The organism is Parviterribacter multiflagellatus, assembly GCF_056863265.1.
On record NZ_JBXPIZ010000002.1, the window covers coordinates 364,038 to 382,483 of the forward strand.

An 18,446-nucleotide genomic window follows, 5' to 3' on the forward strand; every position below is an offset into this window, starting at 1 on the left:
CGGCATCCGCCGTGGATCGCCCGGCACACGCGTCACGGCCCTTGCGCAGATGAGGAGGATCGCCCGCGACATGCGCCTCCCCCGCCTCCTCCCGCTCCTCATCTGCACCGCCGCCCTCCTCGTCGCGGCCCCGCCCGCGCACGCCGTCGACGCCGGTGTGCTGCACACGCAGATCGACGTCCAGAGCCCCACGTCCGCGTCCCGGCTGGCCAACGGCGGCGGCTGGACGTGCGTCGGCCCGAACCCGCCGACGACCACCACCGCGGGCGCGCGGCGCTTCGAGGAGGTCTACGTCCGGCACGTGATCCTCGACTCCGCGTGCCTGACCGCGGACGTCAGCGGCCCGGGCTGCTCGCTCTGGACGGGCGCCTACGACCCGTTCGACCCGGGGAGCCCGGTCTCGTCGCTGCGCGGGCGCCCGGGCACGCAGTCCGGCGACCCGCCCCCGTTCACGTACGCGTCGACCGAGGGGCACACGATCGTGGTCGGCGTGACCGCCGCGGACGCCACGTGCGACGACGTCACGGTCACGCTGAGCGCCGATCGCGCCTGGGCGACCGCGCCCGCGCAGATCACGGGGACGTTCGAGGTCGGCGCCCCGGTGACCGTGGACGACGGCGCGTGGACGACGCCCGTCACGGTCCTCTCGCGCACGTGGTACCGCTGCATGGACGACCAGGGCTGCGGCGTCATCCCCGGTGCGACCGGCGCGACGTACGTGCCGACCGTCCAGGACGCCGGCAAGCGCCTGATGGCCCGCGTCACGGTCACGACCGCGGGGGCGGCCGCGCCGTCGACCGTCCCCGCGTACCAGACCGCGCCGGTCGTGCTGCCCGCGCCGGTCACCGGCTATGACGTCGCGACGGGGTCGCCCGCGCCGACGGAGCCGGGCGAGGTGGCGGTGCCGCTGCCCGGCTCGGCCAACGACAACTCGGAGGCCTGGAAGGTGGAGCTGCCGTTCGCGTTCCCGATCGACGGCACGGAGCACGACGAGATGGTGGTGTCGACGGAGGGCTACCTCGCGCTCGGGAGCGGGCCGAGCTCCGCGTCGCACGCGGAGCCCATGAACGCCTGCCTGCCTGGCGGGCGGCTGCCGACCGGCCCCGTCGTGGCACCGTTCTGGGACGACCTTGCGACGACCGGGCAGCCCGGCCAGGGCATCACCGTCAGCGCCGGCGCGGACGCGGTCACCGTGCGGTGGACGACGGCCCGGAAGGTCGCGCTCAACACGCCGGTGCGCTTCGCGGCGACGCTCCACCGCGACGGCCGGATCGTCCTGCGCCACCTGGAGGTCGGCGCGGGCGGCGGCGCGTTCGCGGGCGACGAGGGCGCGACGATCGGCGTGCAGCTCCGCGCCGGCCCGGCGTACGTCCTGCAGCACGGCTGCAACGAGGCCGCGGCCGTCGACGGCGGGAGCGTGACGTACACGCCGTCTCGACCCGCCGTGAGCGGCGTGGCGCAGGCCGGCCAGACGCTCACCCGCACCACCGCGTCGATCCTCGGCCCCGCGCTGGTGCGCGAGGCCGGCTGGCAGCGGTGCGGGCCGGATGGCGGCGGCTGCGCCCCGATCCCGGGTGCGGACGGCGTGGCCTACCTGCTCGGGCCGGAGGACGTGGGCCACACCGTGCGGGCGCGGGAAGAGGCGACCAACGCGTTCGGGGTCGCGGGCACCGAGAGCCTGCCGACGGCGGTCGTGGCGGCCGCGCCGCCCTCGGGTGGTGGCGGTGGCGGTGGCGGTGGCGCCGATGGTGGCGCGAGCGGCGTGGGCCCGGGCGACGCGGGAGGAGCGGGCCGCGCGGGTGGTGGCAGCGGCCCGGACACGCGCGACCGCACGGCCCCGCGGATCGCGTCCCTCACCGTCGGCCCGCGCCGGCCGCGCAAGGGCGGGCGCGCGACGGTGAACGTCAAGGTGGGCGAGCAGGCGAAGGTCACGGTCGCGCTCGTGCGCGTCACGCCCGCACGGCGCGGGCGGAAGGCCGTGCGGAAGGTCCTGGTCACGCGCACGGCGACGACGAAGGCGGGCGTCGCGACGGTGCGCCTCCCGCTCCCCCGCTCAGGTGCGCTGGTGCTGGAGGTGCGCGCCACGGACGCAGCCGGCAACGCCTCGGCCGTCCGGACGAAGCGGATCAGCGTGCGCCGCTAGACGTGGCGGAGGATCACGCGGGTGCGCGTCTCCGTGACCCCGCCGTGGTCCTTCAGCGCCGCGATCGTCGCGTCGATCTCGTGCGCGCCCGCGCACGCGAGCGTCAGCTGGTAGTCGAACGGGCCGGTCAGGTGGACGGCGTCGGCGATCGCGGGCAGCGCGCGGACCTGCGTCTCGAACCGATCCCGGTCGGCGTTGGAGCGCAGGCGCAGGTCCACCACCGCCTCCAGCGAGCGCCCGTCGACGCCGTCGGCGAGCACGGCGCTGAAGCCGCGGATGACGCCCCGGTCGACCAGCGCGCGCACGCGGTCGGCGGTCGCGGTCGGGCTCAGCCCGATGCCGTCGCCCAGCGCGCGGAACGACATGCGGCCGTCCGCCATCAGCCGCTCGACGATCTGCCGGTCGAGCGGGTCGAGGTCCTCCAGCCGTTCTGGCACCGCGGCGATCCTCTCCGGAGCGCCGCGGTCCGTCAAGCCCGCGTCAGGCGATGCCGAGCCGCGCGAGGACCTGCGTGAGGTCCTTGTCGCCGCGGCCGCTCAGGCACACGACGTCGAGCGTCGAGTCCGACGGCGCGTCGAGCACGTACGCGAGCGCGTGCGACGTCTCGAGCGCCGGGATGATGCCCTCCAGCCGCGTCACGCGGCGGAACGCCTCGACGGCCTCGTCGTCGGTCACCGCCACGTACGTGGCGCGGCCGCTGTCGCGCAGCCACGCGTGCTCGGGGCCCGAGCCGGGGTAGTCGAGCCCGGCCGAGATCGAGTGCGCCTCGAGGATCTGGCCGTCCTCGTCCTGGAGCAGCGCGCTCAGCGTGCCGTGCAGGACGCCGGGCGGGCCGCCCTGCGTCAGCGGCGCGCCGTGACGGCCGCTGTCCAGCCCCTCCCCCGCGGCCTCGACGCCGACGAGCTGCACGTCGGGGTCGTTCGTGAACGCCGCGAAGATGCCGATCGCGTTGGAGCCGCCGCCGACGCACGCGAGCACGCGGTCGGGCAGCCGGTCGCGCCGCTCCAAGAGCTGCGCGCGCGCCTCGTCGCCGATGCGCCGCTGCAGGTCGCGCACGAGCGCGGGGAACGGCGCCGGCCCGGCCGCGGTGCCGAGGATGTAGTGCGTCGTCCCGACGTTCGTGACCCAGTCGCGGATCGCCTCGGACACGGCCTCCTTCAGCGTCCGCGCGCCCGACTCGACCGCGATCACCTCGGCGCCGAGGAGCTTCATCCGCTGGACGTTGGGCTGCTGGCGCTCGATGTCGACCGAGCCCATGTAGATGTGGCAGTCGAGGTCGAGCAGCGCGCAGGCGGTGGCGGTCGCGACGCCGTGGGAGCCCGCGCCCGTCTCGGCGATGATCCGCCGCTTGCCCATCCGCTTGGCGAGCAGGCCCTGGCCGAGCGCGTTGTTGATCTTGTGCGCGCCGGTGTGGTTGAGGTCCTCGCGCTTGAGCCACACCTCGCGGCCCGCGGCCTCGCTCAGCCGCTCGGCGAGGTAGAGCGGCGACGGCCGGCCGACGTAGTCGCGCAGCAGCCGCTCGAGCTCGTTGTTGAACGAGGTGGACTCGCGCGCGGCGACCCACGCCTCTTCCAGCTCCGCCAGCGCGGGCATGAGCGTCTCGGGGACGTACTGGCCCCCGTACGGGCCGAAGCGGTGCTCGACCCCCGACTCGACCTTCGTCACGTGCCCACCTTGACGCCCGCCGCCTCCGCGAACAGGCGCACCTTCTCCGGGTCCTTGATGCCGGGCTCGGACTCGGTGCCCGTCGCGACGTCGACCGCGTACGGGTCGGTGGCGCGAATCGCGTCGGCGACGTTCTCGTGCGTGAGTCCGCCGGCGGTGATGAGCGGCGTCTGCGTGCGGCGCAGCTGCGTGAGGCGCCACTCGAACGTCGTGCCGCCCTGCCCGTCGAACAGGTGGAAGTCGGTGTGGAACGGCTCGAGCGCGACGACGTCGGCGCGCGTCTTGACGCGCGCGGCCTTGATGACCTTCGCGCCGGTGCGGCGCGCGACCTCCGACGCGAAGGACGGGCCCTCGTCGCCGTGCAGCTGGATCATCGTCAGGCCGACGTTGTCCGCCGTGTGGGCGATGTGGTCGAGCTTGGCGTTCACGAAGACGCCGACGAGCTCCACCTTCCGGCGGTAGGTCGCGGCGATGCGCGCGGCCTCGGTCTGCTGCGCCTTCCGCGGCGAGGAGGGCACGAAGATCATCCCCAGCGCCCAGGCGCCGTGCTCGACGCACAGCTCGGCGTCCTCCAGGCGCGTGATGCCGCAGAACTTGATTCTCACGCCCTCCACCCTACGAGCCCGTGGTCGCCGGACGCTGCTGGAGGCGGACCTCGACCGTGGCCGTCTCGCCGTCCCGGTCGACCTCGACGCGGAGCGTGTCGCCGGGCTTCTTGGCGTCGACCGCCGAGCCGACGTCCTCGTTGCCCTCGACCGCCTTGCCGTCGATCTTCGTGATGACGTCGCCGGGCTGCAGCCCGGCCGCCGCGCCGGGCCCGCCGGGCACGACCTCGGCGACCGCCGCGCCCTTGTCCGCGCGCAGGTTGAGGTCGGGCGTGACCGTGACGGTGGAGACGCCGATGTACGCGCGCTGCAGCTCGCCGCCCTTCCGCAGCTCGGGCAGCAGGCGCTTGGCGGTGTCGATCGGGACGGCGAACCCGAGGCCGACGCTGCCGCCGCCCTGCGCGCCGGTCTTGATCTGCGAGTTGATCCCGATCACGCGGCCGGACGCGTCGATCAGCGGCCCGCCCGAGTTGCCCGGGTTGATCGCGGCGTCGGTCTGCAGCACGTCGTCGATCGTGAAGCCGTTGGGCGCGTCGATCCGCCGTTGCTTGGCCGAGATGACGCCGGTCGTGAGCGTGAGGTCGAGCCCGAACGGGTTGCCGATCGCGACCGTCGGGTCCCCCACCTTGACGTCCTTCGACGTGCCCAGCTCCAGCACGCGCAGGTCCAGGCCGCGCGGGTTGACCTTCAGCAGCGCGAGGTCGGTCGACGGGTCGTTGCCGGTGAGCTTCGCGGCGACCGTGCGCCCGTTCTGGAACCGCACGGTGAGCTTCGTCGCGTTCTCGACGACGTGGTTGTTCGTGAGGATCGAGCCGTCCTCGTCGATGACGAAGCCGGTGCCGGTCGACTCGCCCTGCTGCTCCTCCGGGAAGACGTCGAACGGCGAGCTGGTCTGCTGCACGACGGTGGCGGTGATGAACACGACGCCGGGCGCGTCGCGGTCGTAGATCTCGGCCGCGGTCAGGCCGCCGTCGCCGTCGCGCTCCCCCGCGTCGCCGGCCCCGATCGGCGCCTGCTGCACGACCGTCCGCGTCCCGCCGCCCTCGTCGTCGTCGAGCAGCACGACACCGCCCGCCGCCACCGCACCGCCCAGCAGCGCCGAGACGAGGGCGATCACCGCGGTCCGCAAGCTAGACCCCGTCGTCGAACTCGGTGCCCGTGAGCGCCCGCGCGGCCGCCTCGGGATCCGGGGCGCGCATGAGCGACTCGCCGATCAGGACCGCGTCCACGCCGCGCCGCTCCAGCTCGTCGAGCTGCTCGCGGGAGTGGAACCCGGACTCGGACACGACCGTCTTGCCCGCCGGCACGTCGGCCAGCAGCTCGAACGTCGTCTCCGTGTCGACCTCGAACGTCTCCAGGTTGCGGTTGTTGATCCCGATCACGTCAGGATCGATCGTCTCGAGCGCGGTGTCCAGCTCCTCGGCCGAGTGCACCTCGACCAGGACGTCGAGGTCGAGCCCGAGCGCCTCGGCGTGCAGCGCCGCCAGCTCCTTCGGCGCCAGCGCGGCGACGATGAGCAGGATCGCGTCCGCGCCGATCGCCGCCGACTCGTACACCTGGTACTGGTCGACGATGAAGTCCTTGCGCAGGATCGGCAGGGCGCAGGCGGAGCGAGCCTCGACGAGGTCGTCCAGCGAGCCGCCGAAGAAGCCGGGCTCGGTGAGGACGCTCAGCGCGGTCGCGCCGCCGCGCTCGTAGGCCTGGACGATCTCGGTGACGCTGCTGCCGGGGCGGATGTCGCCGACCGACGGGGAGCGCCGCTTGTGCTCGGCGATGACCGACACGCCGGGCCGGGTGAGCGCTTCCGAGAACGGGCGGTCGTGCCCGCGCGAGGCGAGGCGCTGCTCGAGCTCCTTCAGCGGGACGGTCTTGCGGCGGCTGCGCAGGTCGTGGCGGGTCGCGTCGACGATCTGCTCGAGGGTGTTCATCAGGTGCGGCTGAGCTCCAGGTAGCGCTCGAGGGTGCGGTGCGCGGCGCCGGAGTCGATCGACTCCTGGGCCGCCCGGACGCCGTCGGCGACCGAGTCGGCCCTGCCGCCGGCGTAGATCGCGGCACCGGCGTTCAGCACGGCGATGTCGCGCGCGGGGCCCTGCTCCCCCGCGAGGATGGCCCGCGCGATGCGGGCGTTCTCGGCCGGGTCGCCGCCGGGGATCGCCTCCGGGGGCGCCTCCGCCAGGCCGCAGCCGGCCGGGGTGACCGAGTAGCGCTCGATCTCCTCGCCGTTCACTTCCACGACCCGCGTCGGCGCCGACGTCGACAGCTCGTCAAGCCCATCCTCGCTGGACACTACCAACGCGCGCGTGACGCCAAGGCGGGAGAGCGCGAGCGCCATCGTCTCCAGCATCCCCTGATCGGACACGCCGATGAGCTGCCGCGTGGCGCCCGCCGGGTTGGTGAGCGGCCCCAGGAAGTTGAAGATCGTCCGCACGGCGAGGTCGCGCCGGACGGGCACGACGTAGCGCGTGGCGCTGTGGTGCGCGGGCGCGAACATGAAGCCGAAGCCCGCCTCGCGGATGCAGGTGGCGACCTGCGCGGGCGTGTTCTCCAGCTGCGCCCCGAGCGCCTCCAGCACGTCGGCGGAGCCGCTCAGGCCGGTGGCGGAGCGGTTGCCGTGCTTGGCCACCGCGCACCCCGCGCCCGCCGCGATCAGCGCCGCGGTGGTGGAGACGTTGAACGTCCGCCGCCCCCCGCCGGTGCCCGCGGTGTCGAGGAGGTCGTCGCGGCCGACGCTGACCGGCGTGGCCATCGCGCGCATCGTGGCGGCCAGGCCCGCGAGCTCGTCCGGGGTCTCCCCCTTGGTGCGCAGCGCGATCAGGAAGCCGGCGATCTCGACGTCGGTCGCCTCGCCGCGCATGATCTCCGCGAGGACCGCGCTCGTCTCGTCGAGCGTCAGGTCCGCGCGCTGGGCCAGGCGGTCGATCGCCTTGGTCAGGACGGGGTTCGGCATCTAGGCGAGGAAGTTCTGCAAGAGGGTCTGGCCGTGCGGCGTGAGGACGGACTCCGGGTGGAACTGGACGCCCTCGACGGGCAGCTCCTTGTGGCGGATGCCCATGATCACGCCTCCACCGGTCGACGTGGTGGTGAAGCAGTCGGGCAGGCCCTCCTCGGCGACCACCAGCGAGTGGTAGCGGCCGACGACCATCGGCTGCGGGAGGCCCGCGTAGATCGCCTCGCCGTCGTGCTCGATCGTCGTCGTCTTGCCGTGGATCGGCCGGTGGCGGATGACGGTGCCGCCGAACGCCTGCGCGAGCGACTGGTGGCCGAGGCAGACGCCGAGCGTCGGGATGCCCGCCTCGGGGAACCGGCGCATCGCCTCGACGCTGATGCCGGCCTCGTTCGGCGTGCACGGGCCGGGCGAGACGACCACGCGGTCGGGCTGCTTCTCCAGCAGCTCGTCGACCGACGCGACGTCGTTGCGCACGACCTCCAGCTCGGCCCCAAGCTCGCCCAGGTACTGGACGAGGTTGTAGGTGAACGAGTCGTAGTTGTCGACCATCAGGACGCGCACGGGCTTCTCGTCTCCGCTCATGGCCACTCCGGCTGGCTCGCGGCGAGCTCGAACGCCTGGAGCACCGCGCGCGCCTTGTTCTGGGACTCCTCGAACTCGTACTCGGGCTTGGCGTCGGCGACCGTCCCGCCGCCGGCCTGGACGTGCGCCTTGCCGTCCTTCATCACGACCGTGCGGATGTGGATGCAGGTGTCGAGGTCGCCGCCGTAGCCCAGGTAGCCGATCGCGCCGCCGTATCCGCCGCGCTTGACCGGCTCCAGCTCGTCGATGATCTCCATCGCGCGGACCTTGGGCGCGCCGGAGAGCGTGCCCGCCGGGAGGATCGAGCGCAGCGCGTCGAGCGGGCCCACGCCGTCGCGCAGCCGGCCGGACGCGCTGGACACGATGTGCATCACGTGGCTGTAGGTCTCGACGGCCATGAAGTCGTCGACCTGCACGGAGCCGTACTCGCAGACCCGGCCGAGGTCGTTGCGGCCGAGATCGACGAGCATGACGTGCTCGGCGCGCTCCTTCTCGTCGGCCAGCAGCTCCTCGGCGATGACCGCGTCCTCCGCCGCGTTGGCGCCGCGCGGGCGCGTGCCTGCGATGGGGCGCGTGGAGGCGCGGCGGCCGGTGACGGTGAGCAGCGGCTCCGGCGACGCGCCCGCGATCTGGAAGTCCTGGAAGTCCAGGAAGTACATGTACGGGCTCGGGTTGACCACGCGCAGGCCGCGGTAGACGCTGAACGGGTCGAGCGTCAGCTCCGCGCTCCAGCGCTGCGACGGGACGACCTGGAAGGCGTCGCCCGCGTGGACGTACTCGACGATGCGGCTCACGTTCGCCTCGAACTGCTCGCGCGTGAGGTTCGAGGTGAACTTGGGGCGCTCGCCCTTGTCGCGGACGCCGAAGCTCGGGACCGGCCCGGCGAGCAGCGCGCGCGCCTTGCGCATCGTCGCGAGCGCGTCCTCGTAGGCGGCGTCCACCTCGTCGGGCGACTCGGCGTAGACGTTCACGAGGATCGTCACCGTGTGCTTGAGGTGGTCGAACACGACCAGCACGTCGGAGAGCATCAGCGCCATGTCGGGCAGGCCGACCGGATCCGGGTTCGGCTCCCCCAGCGTGGTCTCGACCGTCCGCACGAGGTCGTAGCCGAACAGCCCGACCGCGCCCCCGCTGAACGGCGGCAGGTCCTCCAGCGGCGCCTGGCGGTGGCGGCCGACCTCCTCGGCGGCGATCGCGTACGGGTCGCCGGGGTCGCCGAGCTTCCAGCGGATCACCTTGCTGGGGCGGACGCCGATGAAGCTGTAGCGGCCGACGACCTGGCCGCGCTCGGCCGACTCCAGCAGGAAGGCCGGGGTCTCGGGGTTGCGACCACGGAGCTTGAGGAACGCGGAGACGGGCGTCTCGACGTCGTCGATGAACGTCGTGCGCAGCGGGACGACGTTGTAGGTCTTGGCGAGCTCCCGGACCTCGTCGATCCCGGGCGCGACCTCGAAGGGCGGCGCGTCAGCGACTGCGGGCATCGAGCACCCTCGCGGCGTCGGTGAGCGACCGGCCGCGGGAGCGCAGCAGGACGAGCAGGTGGTAGAGGACGTCGGCGGCCTCGTTGTCGACGCGGTCGTCGGTCTCCTCGCGCGCGGCGCGGGCGACCTCCTCGGCCTCCTCCTCGACCTTCTCCCCGATCAGCTTGGGGTCGTCGAGCAGCTCGACGGTGTACGAGCCCTCAGGGCGCTCCGCCTGCCGCTGGCGCAGGGTCCGCTCCAGGCCGGGCAGCACCTCGTGGGGCGCGCGCGTGGAGGTGTCGCCGTTGTGGAAGCACGTCCGCGCGCCCGTGTGGCAGGCGGGCCCGGCCGGCTCGACCAGCGCCAGCAGCGCGTCGCCGTCGCAGTCGAGCCGCAGCGCGTGGACCCTCTGCGTGTTGCCGCTCGTCGCGCCCTTGCGCCACAGCTCGTTCCGGGACCGGCTCCAGAGGTGCAGCTCCCCGGTCTCACGCGTGCGCGCGACCGCCTCCTCGTTGGCGTACGCGAGGGTCAACACCTCGCCGGTGTTCCAGTCCTGGATGACGACCGGGACGTATCCGTGCTCGTCGTAGCGGATCTCCACGGGCCTGGATGGTATGCGCAGCGCCGCGACGGCCCGGATTTCCTCCCGGAGCGCCGCCGGGTCGCATAGCATCGGCGACGTGCTGCACGGACGCGATGCTGAGCTCGAGATGCTGCGTGCCCGCCTGGCCGAAGCCCGGAAGGCGCGGAGCTTCGCGGTCGTGCTCACGGGCGAGGCCGGCATCGGCAAGACGGCCCTGCTCAGGACGCTCATCGGCGAGGCGGAGGGCTTCCGCGTCCTGCGCGGCCGCGGGTTCGAATCCGAGGCCGAGATCCCGTACGCGGGGCTGCTGGCGATCGTGCGGCCGCTGCTCGACCTCGCCGAGCGGCTGCCCGAGCAGCAGGCCGCCGCGCTGCGGTCCGCGCTGGCGCTCGGGCCCCCCACGCCGCACGACCGGTTCGCGGTACCCGTCGCGCTGCTCGCGCTGCTGGCCGCCGCGGCGGAGGAGCAGCCGCTGCTCGTCGCCGTGGACGACGCGCACTGGCTCGATCCCGCCACGCGCGAGGCGCTGCTGTTCGCCGCGCGCCGGCTGGAGGCCGAGGGCGTCGGCGTGCTGCTGACCGTGCGCAGCGCCGACGGCGTGCCGCTGGTGGACGTCGCGGGGCTGGAGCTCGTGACGCTGAGCGGGCTCGACGCCGGCGGCGCGCGCTCGCTGCTGGCCGGCCAGGTCGCCCCGTCGGTCGCCGACGCGCTGGCCGAGGCGACGGGCGGCAACCCGCTGGCGCTGCTCGAGCTCCCACCCGTCCTGACCGAGGAGGAACGCAGCGGCGTCCGGCCGATCAGCACGCCGCTCCCCACCGGCGACAAGGTCGAGGAGCTGTTCTCCCGACGGCTGGCGGACCTGCCCGAGCGGGCCCGGCGCGCGCTGGGCGTCGCGGCGGCGCTGGACGGCGGCGCGCTCGACCAGCTGTTCGCCGCGCTGCAGCAGCTCGAGCTGAGCGAGAGCGACCTCGCGCCCGCCGAGTCCGCGGGCGTCGTCACCGTGCGCGGCACGCGGCTCGTGTTCCGCCACCCGCTCATCCGCTCCGCCGCCTACCACGCCCAGACGCTGGCCGAGCGACGCGCGGCCCACGCAGCGCTGGGGGACGTCGCGGCCGACGTGCGCCAGCGCGCGTGGCACCAGGCGCAGGCGGCGACGGGGCAGGACCCGAGCGTCGCGGCGGCGCTGGCCGACGCGGCGGACGACGCGTGCCGGCGCGGCGGCTTCCACGAGGCGGCGCTCACGTACGCGCGCGCGGCCGAGCTGACCCCGTTCCCGGCCACCGCGGCCGAGCTGATGCTCGACGGCGCCTCGTGCGCGCACCAGGCCGGCAACCTCGACCAGGCGGTGACGCTGCTCGAGGCGGCCGAGAAGGGCGCGCTGTCGTCGTCGCGGCTCAACGACGCGCGCAAGCTCCGCGGGCTGCTGACGCTGCGGATGGGCGACATCCACGGCGGGATGAAGATCCTCGAGGACGAGGCCGAGCGGCTGGCGGACAGCGAGCCGGGCCGCGCCGCCGAGACGCTCCTCGTAGCGACGCCCGCGCACATGTACCACGGCGACAACGAGCGGATGTTCGCGTTCGCCAAGCGCGCCCAGGAGATCGTCGGGGACCGCGACCCGCGCGTGCGCGAGCTGGCCGACGTCGTCTACACGATGGCGTGCTCGGCGCTGGGGACGATCGACGACGAGAACGTGCGGATGTTCGACTCGCCGGTGATCGACCCGAGCGCGCGCAACCAGCCGATGGAGATCATGCTCGGCGCGACGCACGGGCTGCTGTTCATCGAGCAGTACGAGCGCACGCGCGAGCGCGTCGACGACCACGTCGCGGAGGCCCGCGCGGCCGGCGCCGCCGTGCGGCTGATCTACCCGCTGGCGCTGCGGGCCGAGCTCAACCACCGCACCGGCCGCTGGCAGGCCGCGCGCGCGGACATCGCCGAGTCGATGCGGCTGGTCGACGAGACCGGCAACGAGTTCCTCCTCGTCGCCTACGCGCAGCTCGTCAAGGCGCTGCTCGACATCGACAGCGGGGAGCTGGACGCCGGCGAGGCGCGCGCCCGCGTCGTCGCGGAGCTGTCCGAGCGCACGGAGGCGCACACGCTGAAGCTGTGGGCGTACTGGATGCTCGGCCGCGTCGCGATGCTGCGCGGCGAGTGGGACGTCGCGTGCGAGCAGCTGCTGAAGGTGCCGAAGATCCGCCACGAGGTGAAGTGGGTCGAGACGAACATCGTGCTCGTCGACGGCGACATCGGCGAGGCGCTGATCGGCGCGGGGCGGCTCGACGAGGCGCGGGCCGAGGCGGAGCGGATGCAGCGCGAGGGCGAGGCGCTCGGGCGTTGGTTCCCGCAGATCGCCGCGGCGCGGACGCTCGGGACGCTGGCCGGAGACGATGAGTTCGAGGAGCACTTCGCGCGCGCGTTCGCGCTGCTCGAGCGGGTGCCGCTGGTGCACGAGCGCGCGCGGACGGAGCTGCTGCTGGGCGCGCGCCGCCGCCGCGCGGGGCGCGCCGACGAGGCACGCGAGCTGCTCCAGGCCGCGCTCGGCACGTTCGACCGGCTCGGCGCGGCGCCGTGGGAGGCGCGGGCGCGGGAGGAGCTGCGGCTCGCCGGCGCGCGCCAGACCTCCGCAGCCGACCGCGCGAAGTCGCCGTCGGAGGCGCTGACGGCGCAGGAGTGGCGCGTCGCGCAGCTCGTGGCCCAGGGGCTGACGAACCGCGAGGTCGCCGGCTCGCTCTTCCTCTCCCCGAAGACGATCGAGCACCACCTGTCGGCGATCTACCGCAAGCTCGGCGTGCGCTCCCGCACGCAGCTCGCGCGGCTGTTCGGCGACGAGGCGACGCCCACCGCCGCTTAACGAGACCGGGCCGGCGTCCCCCGACCCGGCCCGGTCCAGATGTCCCTCGCTCGGAGGCTTTTCTCTGCCTTCGAGGATCGTCGGTCCACCCGAACCGGGTGGGCGAGCGCTGGTCATCCTTGGCGTTCCCGGCTCCCCCGGAGGGGCCGGGCGACTCTCCTTGAGTCGCGTTCGCCTTGCAGTTGGAGTACTCGGCGGCGACGCTCCGGTTTTCAGCTAGGTGGACGTGTGTCCGAGCCAGCTCAAGATCGCGGCGCGCGCGAACCGCCATTCGCCCCCGACCTTCCGTGCCGGAAGCTCGCCGGACTGCGCCATCTCTGCCACGACCTCGACGTCGGTCTGCAACAGGACGGCCGCCTGATCGACGGTGAGGACCTCGGTGTCCGCCGCGCGCAGCTCCAGCCGCCCGACGGTGAGGTCGCGGCCCGGGGCGAGCCCCTCGCGGACGAGGCGGCTCACCACCTGGCGCTTGCTGACGCCGCCCTCCGAGGCGGCGCGGTCGATCAGGTCGGCCTCGGACTCGGGGAGGCGGACGTACAGGGGGCGCTCGCTCATGCGCCCGATGATATCATTTCGATATCAATCAGATAGGCGGGTTACTTCGCCGTCATCACCTTCGCGACGTCACGCTGCGAGCCGTTGAGCGACGTCATGAACGCGGAGATCTCCTCCATCAACTTCGAGATCGTCGCCTGCTGGGCCTTCGCGGTCTTCGCGTCGGCGAGCAGCTCGGCGAGGCGCTCGAGCTTGCGCTGCGCCTCCTGGGCCTCCTTGAGCTTCGCGCGCGCCGACGACAGCGCGACCTCCGGCAGGACCGCCGACATCGTGTCGACCAGCGCCTGCTGGACGCGGACCGCGTTGTCGATCATCGCGCGGATCGCCGACATCTGCTGGAGGAACTGCTTGGTGAGCAGCGTCTGTCGCTGCTGCTCCTTCTGCGCCTCCTTGACCTTCTCGATCGAGTCCTTGAGCTTCCGCTGGCTCTCCTCGATCTCCTTGGTGGCGTCGGTCACCGACGACCCGAGCTTCGTGGCCACGGCCGGCGGCACGAGCTGCTGCGGCGCGGGCGACGTCTGGCCCGAGGGCCCCTGCGCGCCCGTGGCACCGGGAGCACCGGCGGCACCCGCGTCGCCCTTCTCGCCCTTCTCGCCGACGGCGCCCTGCGGTCCGGGCGCGTTGAGCGGGATCGCGTCCGGGAAGTCGTTCTGCGTCGCCACGCCGCACTTCTCGGGGGCATCGACGACGGGCACGCCGGCTTCGGACACGGCCAGCGTCGAGATGCCATCGCCGGCGAGGTCGTTCTGGTTGACGCAGGCGTAGAGGACCTTGTCGGCGCCCACGGTGGCGGCGAACGTCACGCCGCTGGTTGCGACGACGAGGGCGATGATCGAGACGATGAGCGCCGGCGACGGCCGGCGCGAGAGAAGAGAGCGCACGGCGCGGCAGTCCAGCACATCGGTGTGCCGGATGGAAGGGGTGACGGACTGTCAATCGATGCCGAGGCGGTCGAGCATGCGCTCGTCGGCCCGCCACTTGCGGCGCACGTCGACCCGCAGGTCCAGGTGGACCTTCGTCCCCAGCTCCTGCTGGAGCGCGTGCCGCGCGGCGGTGCCGATGGTGCGGATCATCGCGCCGCCCTTCCCGATGAGGATGCCCTTCTGCGAGTCCGTCTCGGTCCACGCGCGGGCGCGGACGATCGTGTCCTCGTCGCGCTCCTCGATGTCCTCGACGACGACCTCCACCGAGTGCGGCACCTCCTGGAAGGTGCGGCGCAGGATCTGCTCGCGGATCAGCTCCGCCAGCAGGACCTCCTGCGTCTGGTCGGTCGGCGACTCCTCGGGATAGAAGTACGGCCCCTCGGGCAGCAGCCCGCGCAGGTGCTCGAGCAGCGGCCCGACGCCCTTCGCCGTCCGCGCGCTGATCGGGAAGATCTCGTCCCCCACGCCCAGCTCCGCGGCCTCGCTCAGCACCTCGATCGTGCGCGCGCGGTCCAGCCGGTCCATCTTGTTGACCGCGATCACCACGGGCACGGAGAGCTTCTCCAGCACGCCCGCGATCCAGCGGTCGCCCGGTCCGACGCCCTCCTCGCCGTTGAGCACGAAGAGCACGGCGTCGTCCTCGGCGACCTCGCGCTCGACCCGCGCCTGCATCCGCGCGGTCAGCGCGTCGCGGGGGCGCTGGACGCCCGGCAGGTCGACGAGGACGAGCTGCGTGTTCTCCCCCGTCGCCACGCCGCGGATCGCCCGCCGCGTCGTCTGCGGCTTGTCGGAGACGATCGCGACCTTGCGGCCGACGAGGGCGTTGGTCAGGGTCGACTTGCCCACGTTCGGGCGGCCGGCCAGGGCGACGAAGCCAGAGCGCGTGTTCACCACGTCAGGATCTCCCGCTGCAGGGCGAGCATCTCGCCGTCGTCGGTCTCGTGGTCCATCCCCGTCAGGTGCAGCACGCCGTGGACGACCGCCTCGCGCAGGTCGACCGTGTGCTCCGGGTTGATGACCACGTCCCCCAGCTCCCGCTCGGCCTCGTCCGGGACGCCGATGTCGTCGAGCTCGTCGATGGGGAACGAGAGCACGTCGGTCGGCTTGTCCTTGCCGCGGTGCTCGCGGTTGAGGTCCTGGATGCGCTCGGCGTCGACGAACTCGATCGCCACGTGCCCGTGCTCGATGCCCGCGCTCGCGGCCGCCAGCGCGGCCAGGCGCTCGACCTCGACCGCCGGGATGGCCGCCGTGCCGATCACCTCGACCTCGAGGCTCACGCCCGCTTGCGATCTGCCGGGCGCAGCTCGGTGGCGCCCTGCTGCTCGGCGTCCGCGTAGGCGTCGACGATCCGCTGCACCAGGCGGTGACGGACGACGTCCTCGCGGCCGAAGGTGGTGAAGCCGATGCCCTCGACGTCGCGGAGGATGTCCTTGACGACGACGAGCCCCGACTTCTGGTCGCGCGGCAGGTCCACCTGCGTCACGTCGCCGGTGATGACCATCTTGGAGTTGAACCCCAGGCGCGTGAGGAACATCTTCATCTGCTCGGGCGAGGTGTTCTGCGCCTCGTCGAGGATGATGAACGAGTCGTTCAGCGTCCGGCCGCGCATGAAGGCCAGCGGCGCGACCTCGATCGTCCCGCGCTCGAGGTGGCCCTGGACCTTGTCCGGGTCGAGCATGTCCTGCAGCGCGTCGAACAGCGGCCGCAGGTACGGGTCGACCTTCGCCATGAGGTCGCCGGGCAGGAAGCCCAGCCGCTCCCCCGCCTCGACGGCCGGGCGCGTGAGGATGATGCGGTTGACCTCGCGGCGCGACAGCGCGGCCGCCGCGCTCGCCACCGCCAGCCACGTCTTGCCGGTGCCGGCCGGGCCGATGCCGAACGTGATCGTGTTGCGGCGGATCGAGTCGACGTAGCGCTTCTGGTTGACGCTCTTGGGGGCGACCTTCGTGGAGCGGTGGCGCCAGACGACGTCCTCCAGCACCTCCGCGGCCGACGTGCCCTTGTCGAGCGCGCCGGTCACCGCGCTGATCGTGCCCGGCGAGATCTGGTGACCACCGTCGACCAGCTCGGCGATCTCGTTGATCACCTCGGCCGCAGCCTCGACCGCCTGCTCGTCGCCGTCGAGCGTGACGACGTTGCCGCGCAGGAAGACCTCGCACTGCACGTGCTGCTCGATCTCGCGCAGGACCGTGTCCTCCGCGCCGGCCAGCTCGGCCGCGACCTCGTTGGAGAGCTCGATCTGCCGCCGCATCAACCCGTCAGCTTCGCCTTCACCAGCGCCGACACGCGCTTGCCGTCCGCGCGCCCGTCGACCTTCGCCATCGTCGCCTTCATCACGGCGCCCATGTCCTTCGGGGAGCTCGCGCCGGTCTCGGCGACCGCATCGGCGACCAGCGCCGCCAGGTCGTCCTCCGACAGCTCCGCCGGGAGGTACGCGCCGATCAGCTCGGCCTCGGCCTGCTCGTTGGCGGCCAGCTCGTCGCGGCCGGCCTCCGTGAACTGGGCAGCCGCATCCAGGCGGCGCTTGCGCTCGCGCCGCAGGACGGCCAGCTCGTCGCCCGAGCCCTCCTTGGCTGCCTTCTGCAGCTCGGAGAGCACGAGACGGAGGCGGCCGACGCGGTCCTTGTCGCCGGCGCGCATGGCGTCGGTCAGGTCCGCCTTCACCTTGTCGGCCAAAGTCACTGGTTCCAGTCTACGCCGCCCCGGGACGGACCCCGGGGCGGGTTCGAGCCGGCTACTCGGCGGCCGGCGTCGGCTGCGTCGGGACCGTGGCGGCCGCCCCGTCCTGCACGCCCGTGCCGCCCTGCGACTGCCCCTCCAGATGCCCGTGCGTGCCGCCGCCGCGGGCCCCCGGGAGCGCCGGCGGGTGGCCGAGCTGGCCGAGCTCGGCGATGTCGCGGCCGAAGAGCAGGCCGATGTTCCAGTCCACGAGCAGCCGCGCGCGGCGCCCGACGCCCGGCATCATCGCCAGGTGGTACGTGCGTGCGAGCACCCACGCCGCCGTGCCGCGCCACTTGATGCCCATCGTCGACGCGACGGCCTGGCGGCGGCCGAGGTCGACGAACGCGCCCTTGGTCTTGTAGGTGAACGGCTTCTTCCGCCCGCCCGAGCCCATCGCCGCGGCGACGTTGCGCGCCACCAGGCGGCCCTGGCGGATCGAGTGCTGCGCGGTCGGCGGGCAGGGCTCCTTGTAGTTCTTGGCGGGATCGGGCACCGCGGCGGCGTCGCCCAGCGCCCAGACGTTCCCGAAGCCCTCGACCTGGAGGTACTGGTCGGTCTTGATCCGGCCCTTCTCCAGCGGCAGCCCCAGGTGCTCGACCACCGGGTGGGGCTTGACGCCCGCGGTCCACACCACGGTGCGGGTCGGGATGCGCTCGCCGGTCGAGATCAGGACGTCGGTGTCGGTGACCTCCTTGACCTGCGTGCGCGTGCGGATCTCGATGCCGCGTCCGCGCAGCTCGCGCATGCAGTACTCGGCGAGGTCCGGCGCGGTCTCGCGCATGATCCGCTCGGCCGCCTCGATCAGCACGAACCGCATGCCGACGGTGCGGCAGCGCGGGTACTCCTCGATCGCGTCGGCGGCGAAGTCCTGCAGCTCGGCGAGGCCCTCGACGCCCGCGTACCCGCCGCCCACGAAGACGTACGTGAGGTACTGCTCGCGCAGCTTGGGATCCTCGATCGTCTCGGCCATCTCCAGCGTCCGGACGAGCGAGTTGCGCAGCGCGATCGCCTCCGAGAGCGACTTGAAGCCGATCGCGTGCTCGGCCAGGCCGGGGATCGGGAGCGTGCGCGAGACCGAGCCCAAGGCCACGATGAGGTGGTCGTACTGGATGCGCTCCTCGTGGCCCTCCAGCGTGACGACCTTCAGGCAGCGCTCGTCGGGGTTCGCGCCGCAGACCTGCCCGAGGCGCAGGTCAGTGTGCTCCAACGCCTCGCGCAGCGGGACCGTGACGTGCCGCGGCTCCAGCGTCCCGCCCGCCGCGCCCGGCAAGAGCGGCGCGTAGAGCATGAAGTTCACGTCGTTGACGAGCGTGATGCGGGCCGCCTGCGGCGGCAGGACCTTCTCCAGCGTGCGGGCGGCGTAGAAGCCTCCGAACCCGCCCCCTGCGATGACGACGTTCCAGGCCAT

Annotated in this window: 18 protein-coding genes; 2 read left to right on the forward strand and 16 right to left on the reverse strand. The window is 73.2% G+C overall.

Annotated features, from left to right (window positions below):
* Nucleotides 1–70: 70 nt before the first annotated feature.
* Entirely contained in the window at nt 71–2,143 is a 2,073-nt protein-coding gene (locus AC1UE5_RS05270; RefSeq protein WP_482921030.1) for an NIDO-like domain-containing protein, read from the forward strand.
* Here the strand turns inward: AC1UE5_RS05270 and AC1UE5_RS05275 are convergent.
* From AC1UE5_RS05275 to hisIE, 9 genes are read right to left on the reverse strand one after another with little or no spacing between them, the layout of a single operon-like run.
* Nucleotides 2,140–2,580, reverse strand: coding sequence for an Lrp/AsnC family transcriptional regulator (locus tag AC1UE5_RS05275; RefSeq protein ID WP_482921031.1), 441 nt, complete (start codon nt 2,578–2,580; stop codon nt 2,140–2,142). The two genes, AC1UE5_RS05270 and AC1UE5_RS05275, sit on opposite strands and share 4 nt — an antisense overlap.
* A gap of 43 nt (nt 2,581–2,623) precedes the next feature.
* The gene (trpB, locus tag AC1UE5_RS05280; RefSeq protein WP_482921032.1) at nt 2,624–3,808 is read right to left on the reverse strand and encodes a tryptophan synthase subunit beta; all 1,185 of its coding nucleotides are present in this window, start codon (nt 3,806–3,808) and stop codon (nt 2,624–2,626) included.
* Complete coding sequence (locus AC1UE5_RS05285) at nt 3,805–4,413, reverse strand: phosphoribosylanthranilate isomerase (RefSeq protein WP_482921033.1); 609 nt, start codon at nt 4,411–4,413, stop codon at nt 3,805–3,807. The genes trpB and AC1UE5_RS05285 overlap by 4 nt, the downstream gene beginning before the upstream one ends.
* A gap of 10 nt (nt 4,414–4,423) precedes the next feature.
* Entirely contained in the window at nt 4,424–5,530 is a 1,107-nt protein-coding gene (locus tag AC1UE5_RS05290; RefSeq protein WP_482921034.1) for a S1C family serine protease, read from the reverse strand.
* A gap of 13 nt (nt 5,531–5,543) precedes the next feature.
* A complete protein-coding gene (gene trpC / locus AC1UE5_RS05295) occupies nt 5,544–6,341 on the reverse strand; it encodes an indole-3-glycerol phosphate synthase TrpC (RefSeq protein ID WP_482921035.1) in 798 nt (265 codons plus the stop codon).
* Nucleotides 6,341–7,360 carry an anthranilate phosphoribosyltransferase gene (gene trpD / locus AC1UE5_RS05300; protein WP_482921036.1) on the reverse strand — a complete coding sequence of 340 codons (1,020 nt, stop codon included), beginning with the start codon at nt 7,358–7,360 and terminating at the stop codon, nt 6,341–6,343. Before trpD ends, trpC begins: the two co-directional genes overlap by 1 nt.
* Nucleotides 7,361–7,942 carry an anthranilate synthase component II gene (locus tag AC1UE5_RS05305; RefSeq protein WP_482921037.1) on the reverse strand — a complete coding sequence of 194 codons (582 nt, stop codon included), beginning with the start codon at nt 7,940–7,942 and terminating at the stop codon, nt 7,361–7,363. It abuts the gene before it with no gap.
* The gene (trpE, locus tag AC1UE5_RS05310; RefSeq protein ID WP_482921038.1) at nt 7,939–9,423 is read right to left on the reverse strand and encodes an anthranilate synthase component I; all 1,485 of its coding nucleotides are present in this window, start codon (nt 9,421–9,423) and stop codon (nt 7,939–7,941) included. The genes AC1UE5_RS05305 and trpE overlap by 4 nt, the downstream gene beginning before the upstream one ends.
* Nucleotides 9,407–10,003: a bifunctional phosphoribosyl-AMP cyclohydrolase/phosphoribosyl-ATP diphosphatase HisIE gene (hisIE, locus tag AC1UE5_RS05315; protein WP_482921039.1), complete on the reverse strand. Its 597-nt coding sequence runs from the start codon at nt 10,001–10,003 to the stop codon at nt 9,407–9,409. The genes trpE and hisIE overlap by 17 nt, the downstream gene beginning before the upstream one ends.
* Nucleotides 10,004–10,082: 79 nt before the next feature.
* Between hisIE and AC1UE5_RS05320 the strand changes: the two genes are divergently transcribed.
* On the forward strand, nt 10,083–12,839 hold the full coding sequence (locus AC1UE5_RS05320; protein ID WP_482921040.1) for a helix-turn-helix transcriptional regulator: 2,757 nt from the start codon (nt 10,083–10,085) through the stop codon (nt 12,837–12,839).
* 216 nt (nt 12,840–13,055) lie between these two features.
* Here AC1UE5_RS05320 and AC1UE5_RS05325 read toward each other — a convergent pair whose 3' ends face one another.
* The 7 genes from AC1UE5_RS05325 to AC1UE5_RS05355 are packed head-to-tail and all read right to left on the reverse strand — an operon-like array spanning nt 13,056 to nt 18,446.
* Nucleotides 13,056–13,394, reverse strand: a complete 339-nt coding sequence (locus AC1UE5_RS05325) for a helix-turn-helix domain-containing protein (protein WP_482921041.1) — start codon at nt 13,392–13,394, stop codon at nt 13,056–13,058.
* Nucleotides 13,395–13,435: 41 nt separating this feature from the next.
* Nucleotides 13,436–14,275 (reverse strand): hypothetical protein, encoded by an 840-nt coding sequence (locus AC1UE5_RS05330; RefSeq protein WP_482921042.1) that lies wholly within the window; start codon nt 14,273–14,275, stop codon nt 13,436–13,438.
* 51 nt (nt 14,276–14,326) lie between these two features.
* Nucleotides 14,327–15,208, reverse strand: coding sequence for a GTPase Era (gene era, locus AC1UE5_RS05335; RefSeq protein ID WP_482921043.1), 882 nt, complete (start codon nt 15,206–15,208; stop codon nt 14,327–14,329).
* Nucleotides 15,205–15,594, reverse strand: coding sequence for an rRNA maturation RNase YbeY (gene ybeY, locus AC1UE5_RS05340; protein ID WP_482921044.1), 390 nt, complete (start codon nt 15,592–15,594; stop codon nt 15,205–15,207). The genes era and ybeY overlap by 4 nt, the downstream gene beginning before the upstream one ends.
* Nucleotides 15,591–16,568 carry a PhoH family protein gene (locus AC1UE5_RS05345; protein WP_482921045.1) on the reverse strand — a complete coding sequence of 326 codons (978 nt, stop codon included), beginning with the start codon at nt 16,566–16,568 and terminating at the stop codon, nt 15,591–15,593. The genes ybeY and AC1UE5_RS05345 overlap by 4 nt, the downstream gene beginning before the upstream one ends.
* Nucleotides 16,568–16,999 carry a GatB/YqeY domain-containing protein gene (locus tag AC1UE5_RS05350; RefSeq protein ID WP_482921046.1) on the reverse strand — a complete coding sequence of 144 codons (432 nt, stop codon included), beginning with the start codon at nt 16,997–16,999 and terminating at the stop codon, nt 16,568–16,570. Before AC1UE5_RS05350 ends, AC1UE5_RS05345 begins: the two co-directional genes overlap by 1 nt.
* A gap of 52 nt (nt 17,000–17,051) precedes the next feature.
* Entirely contained in the window at nt 17,052–18,446 is a 1,395-nt protein-coding gene (locus tag AC1UE5_RS05355; protein ID WP_482921047.1) for an NAD(P)/FAD-dependent oxidoreductase, read from the reverse strand.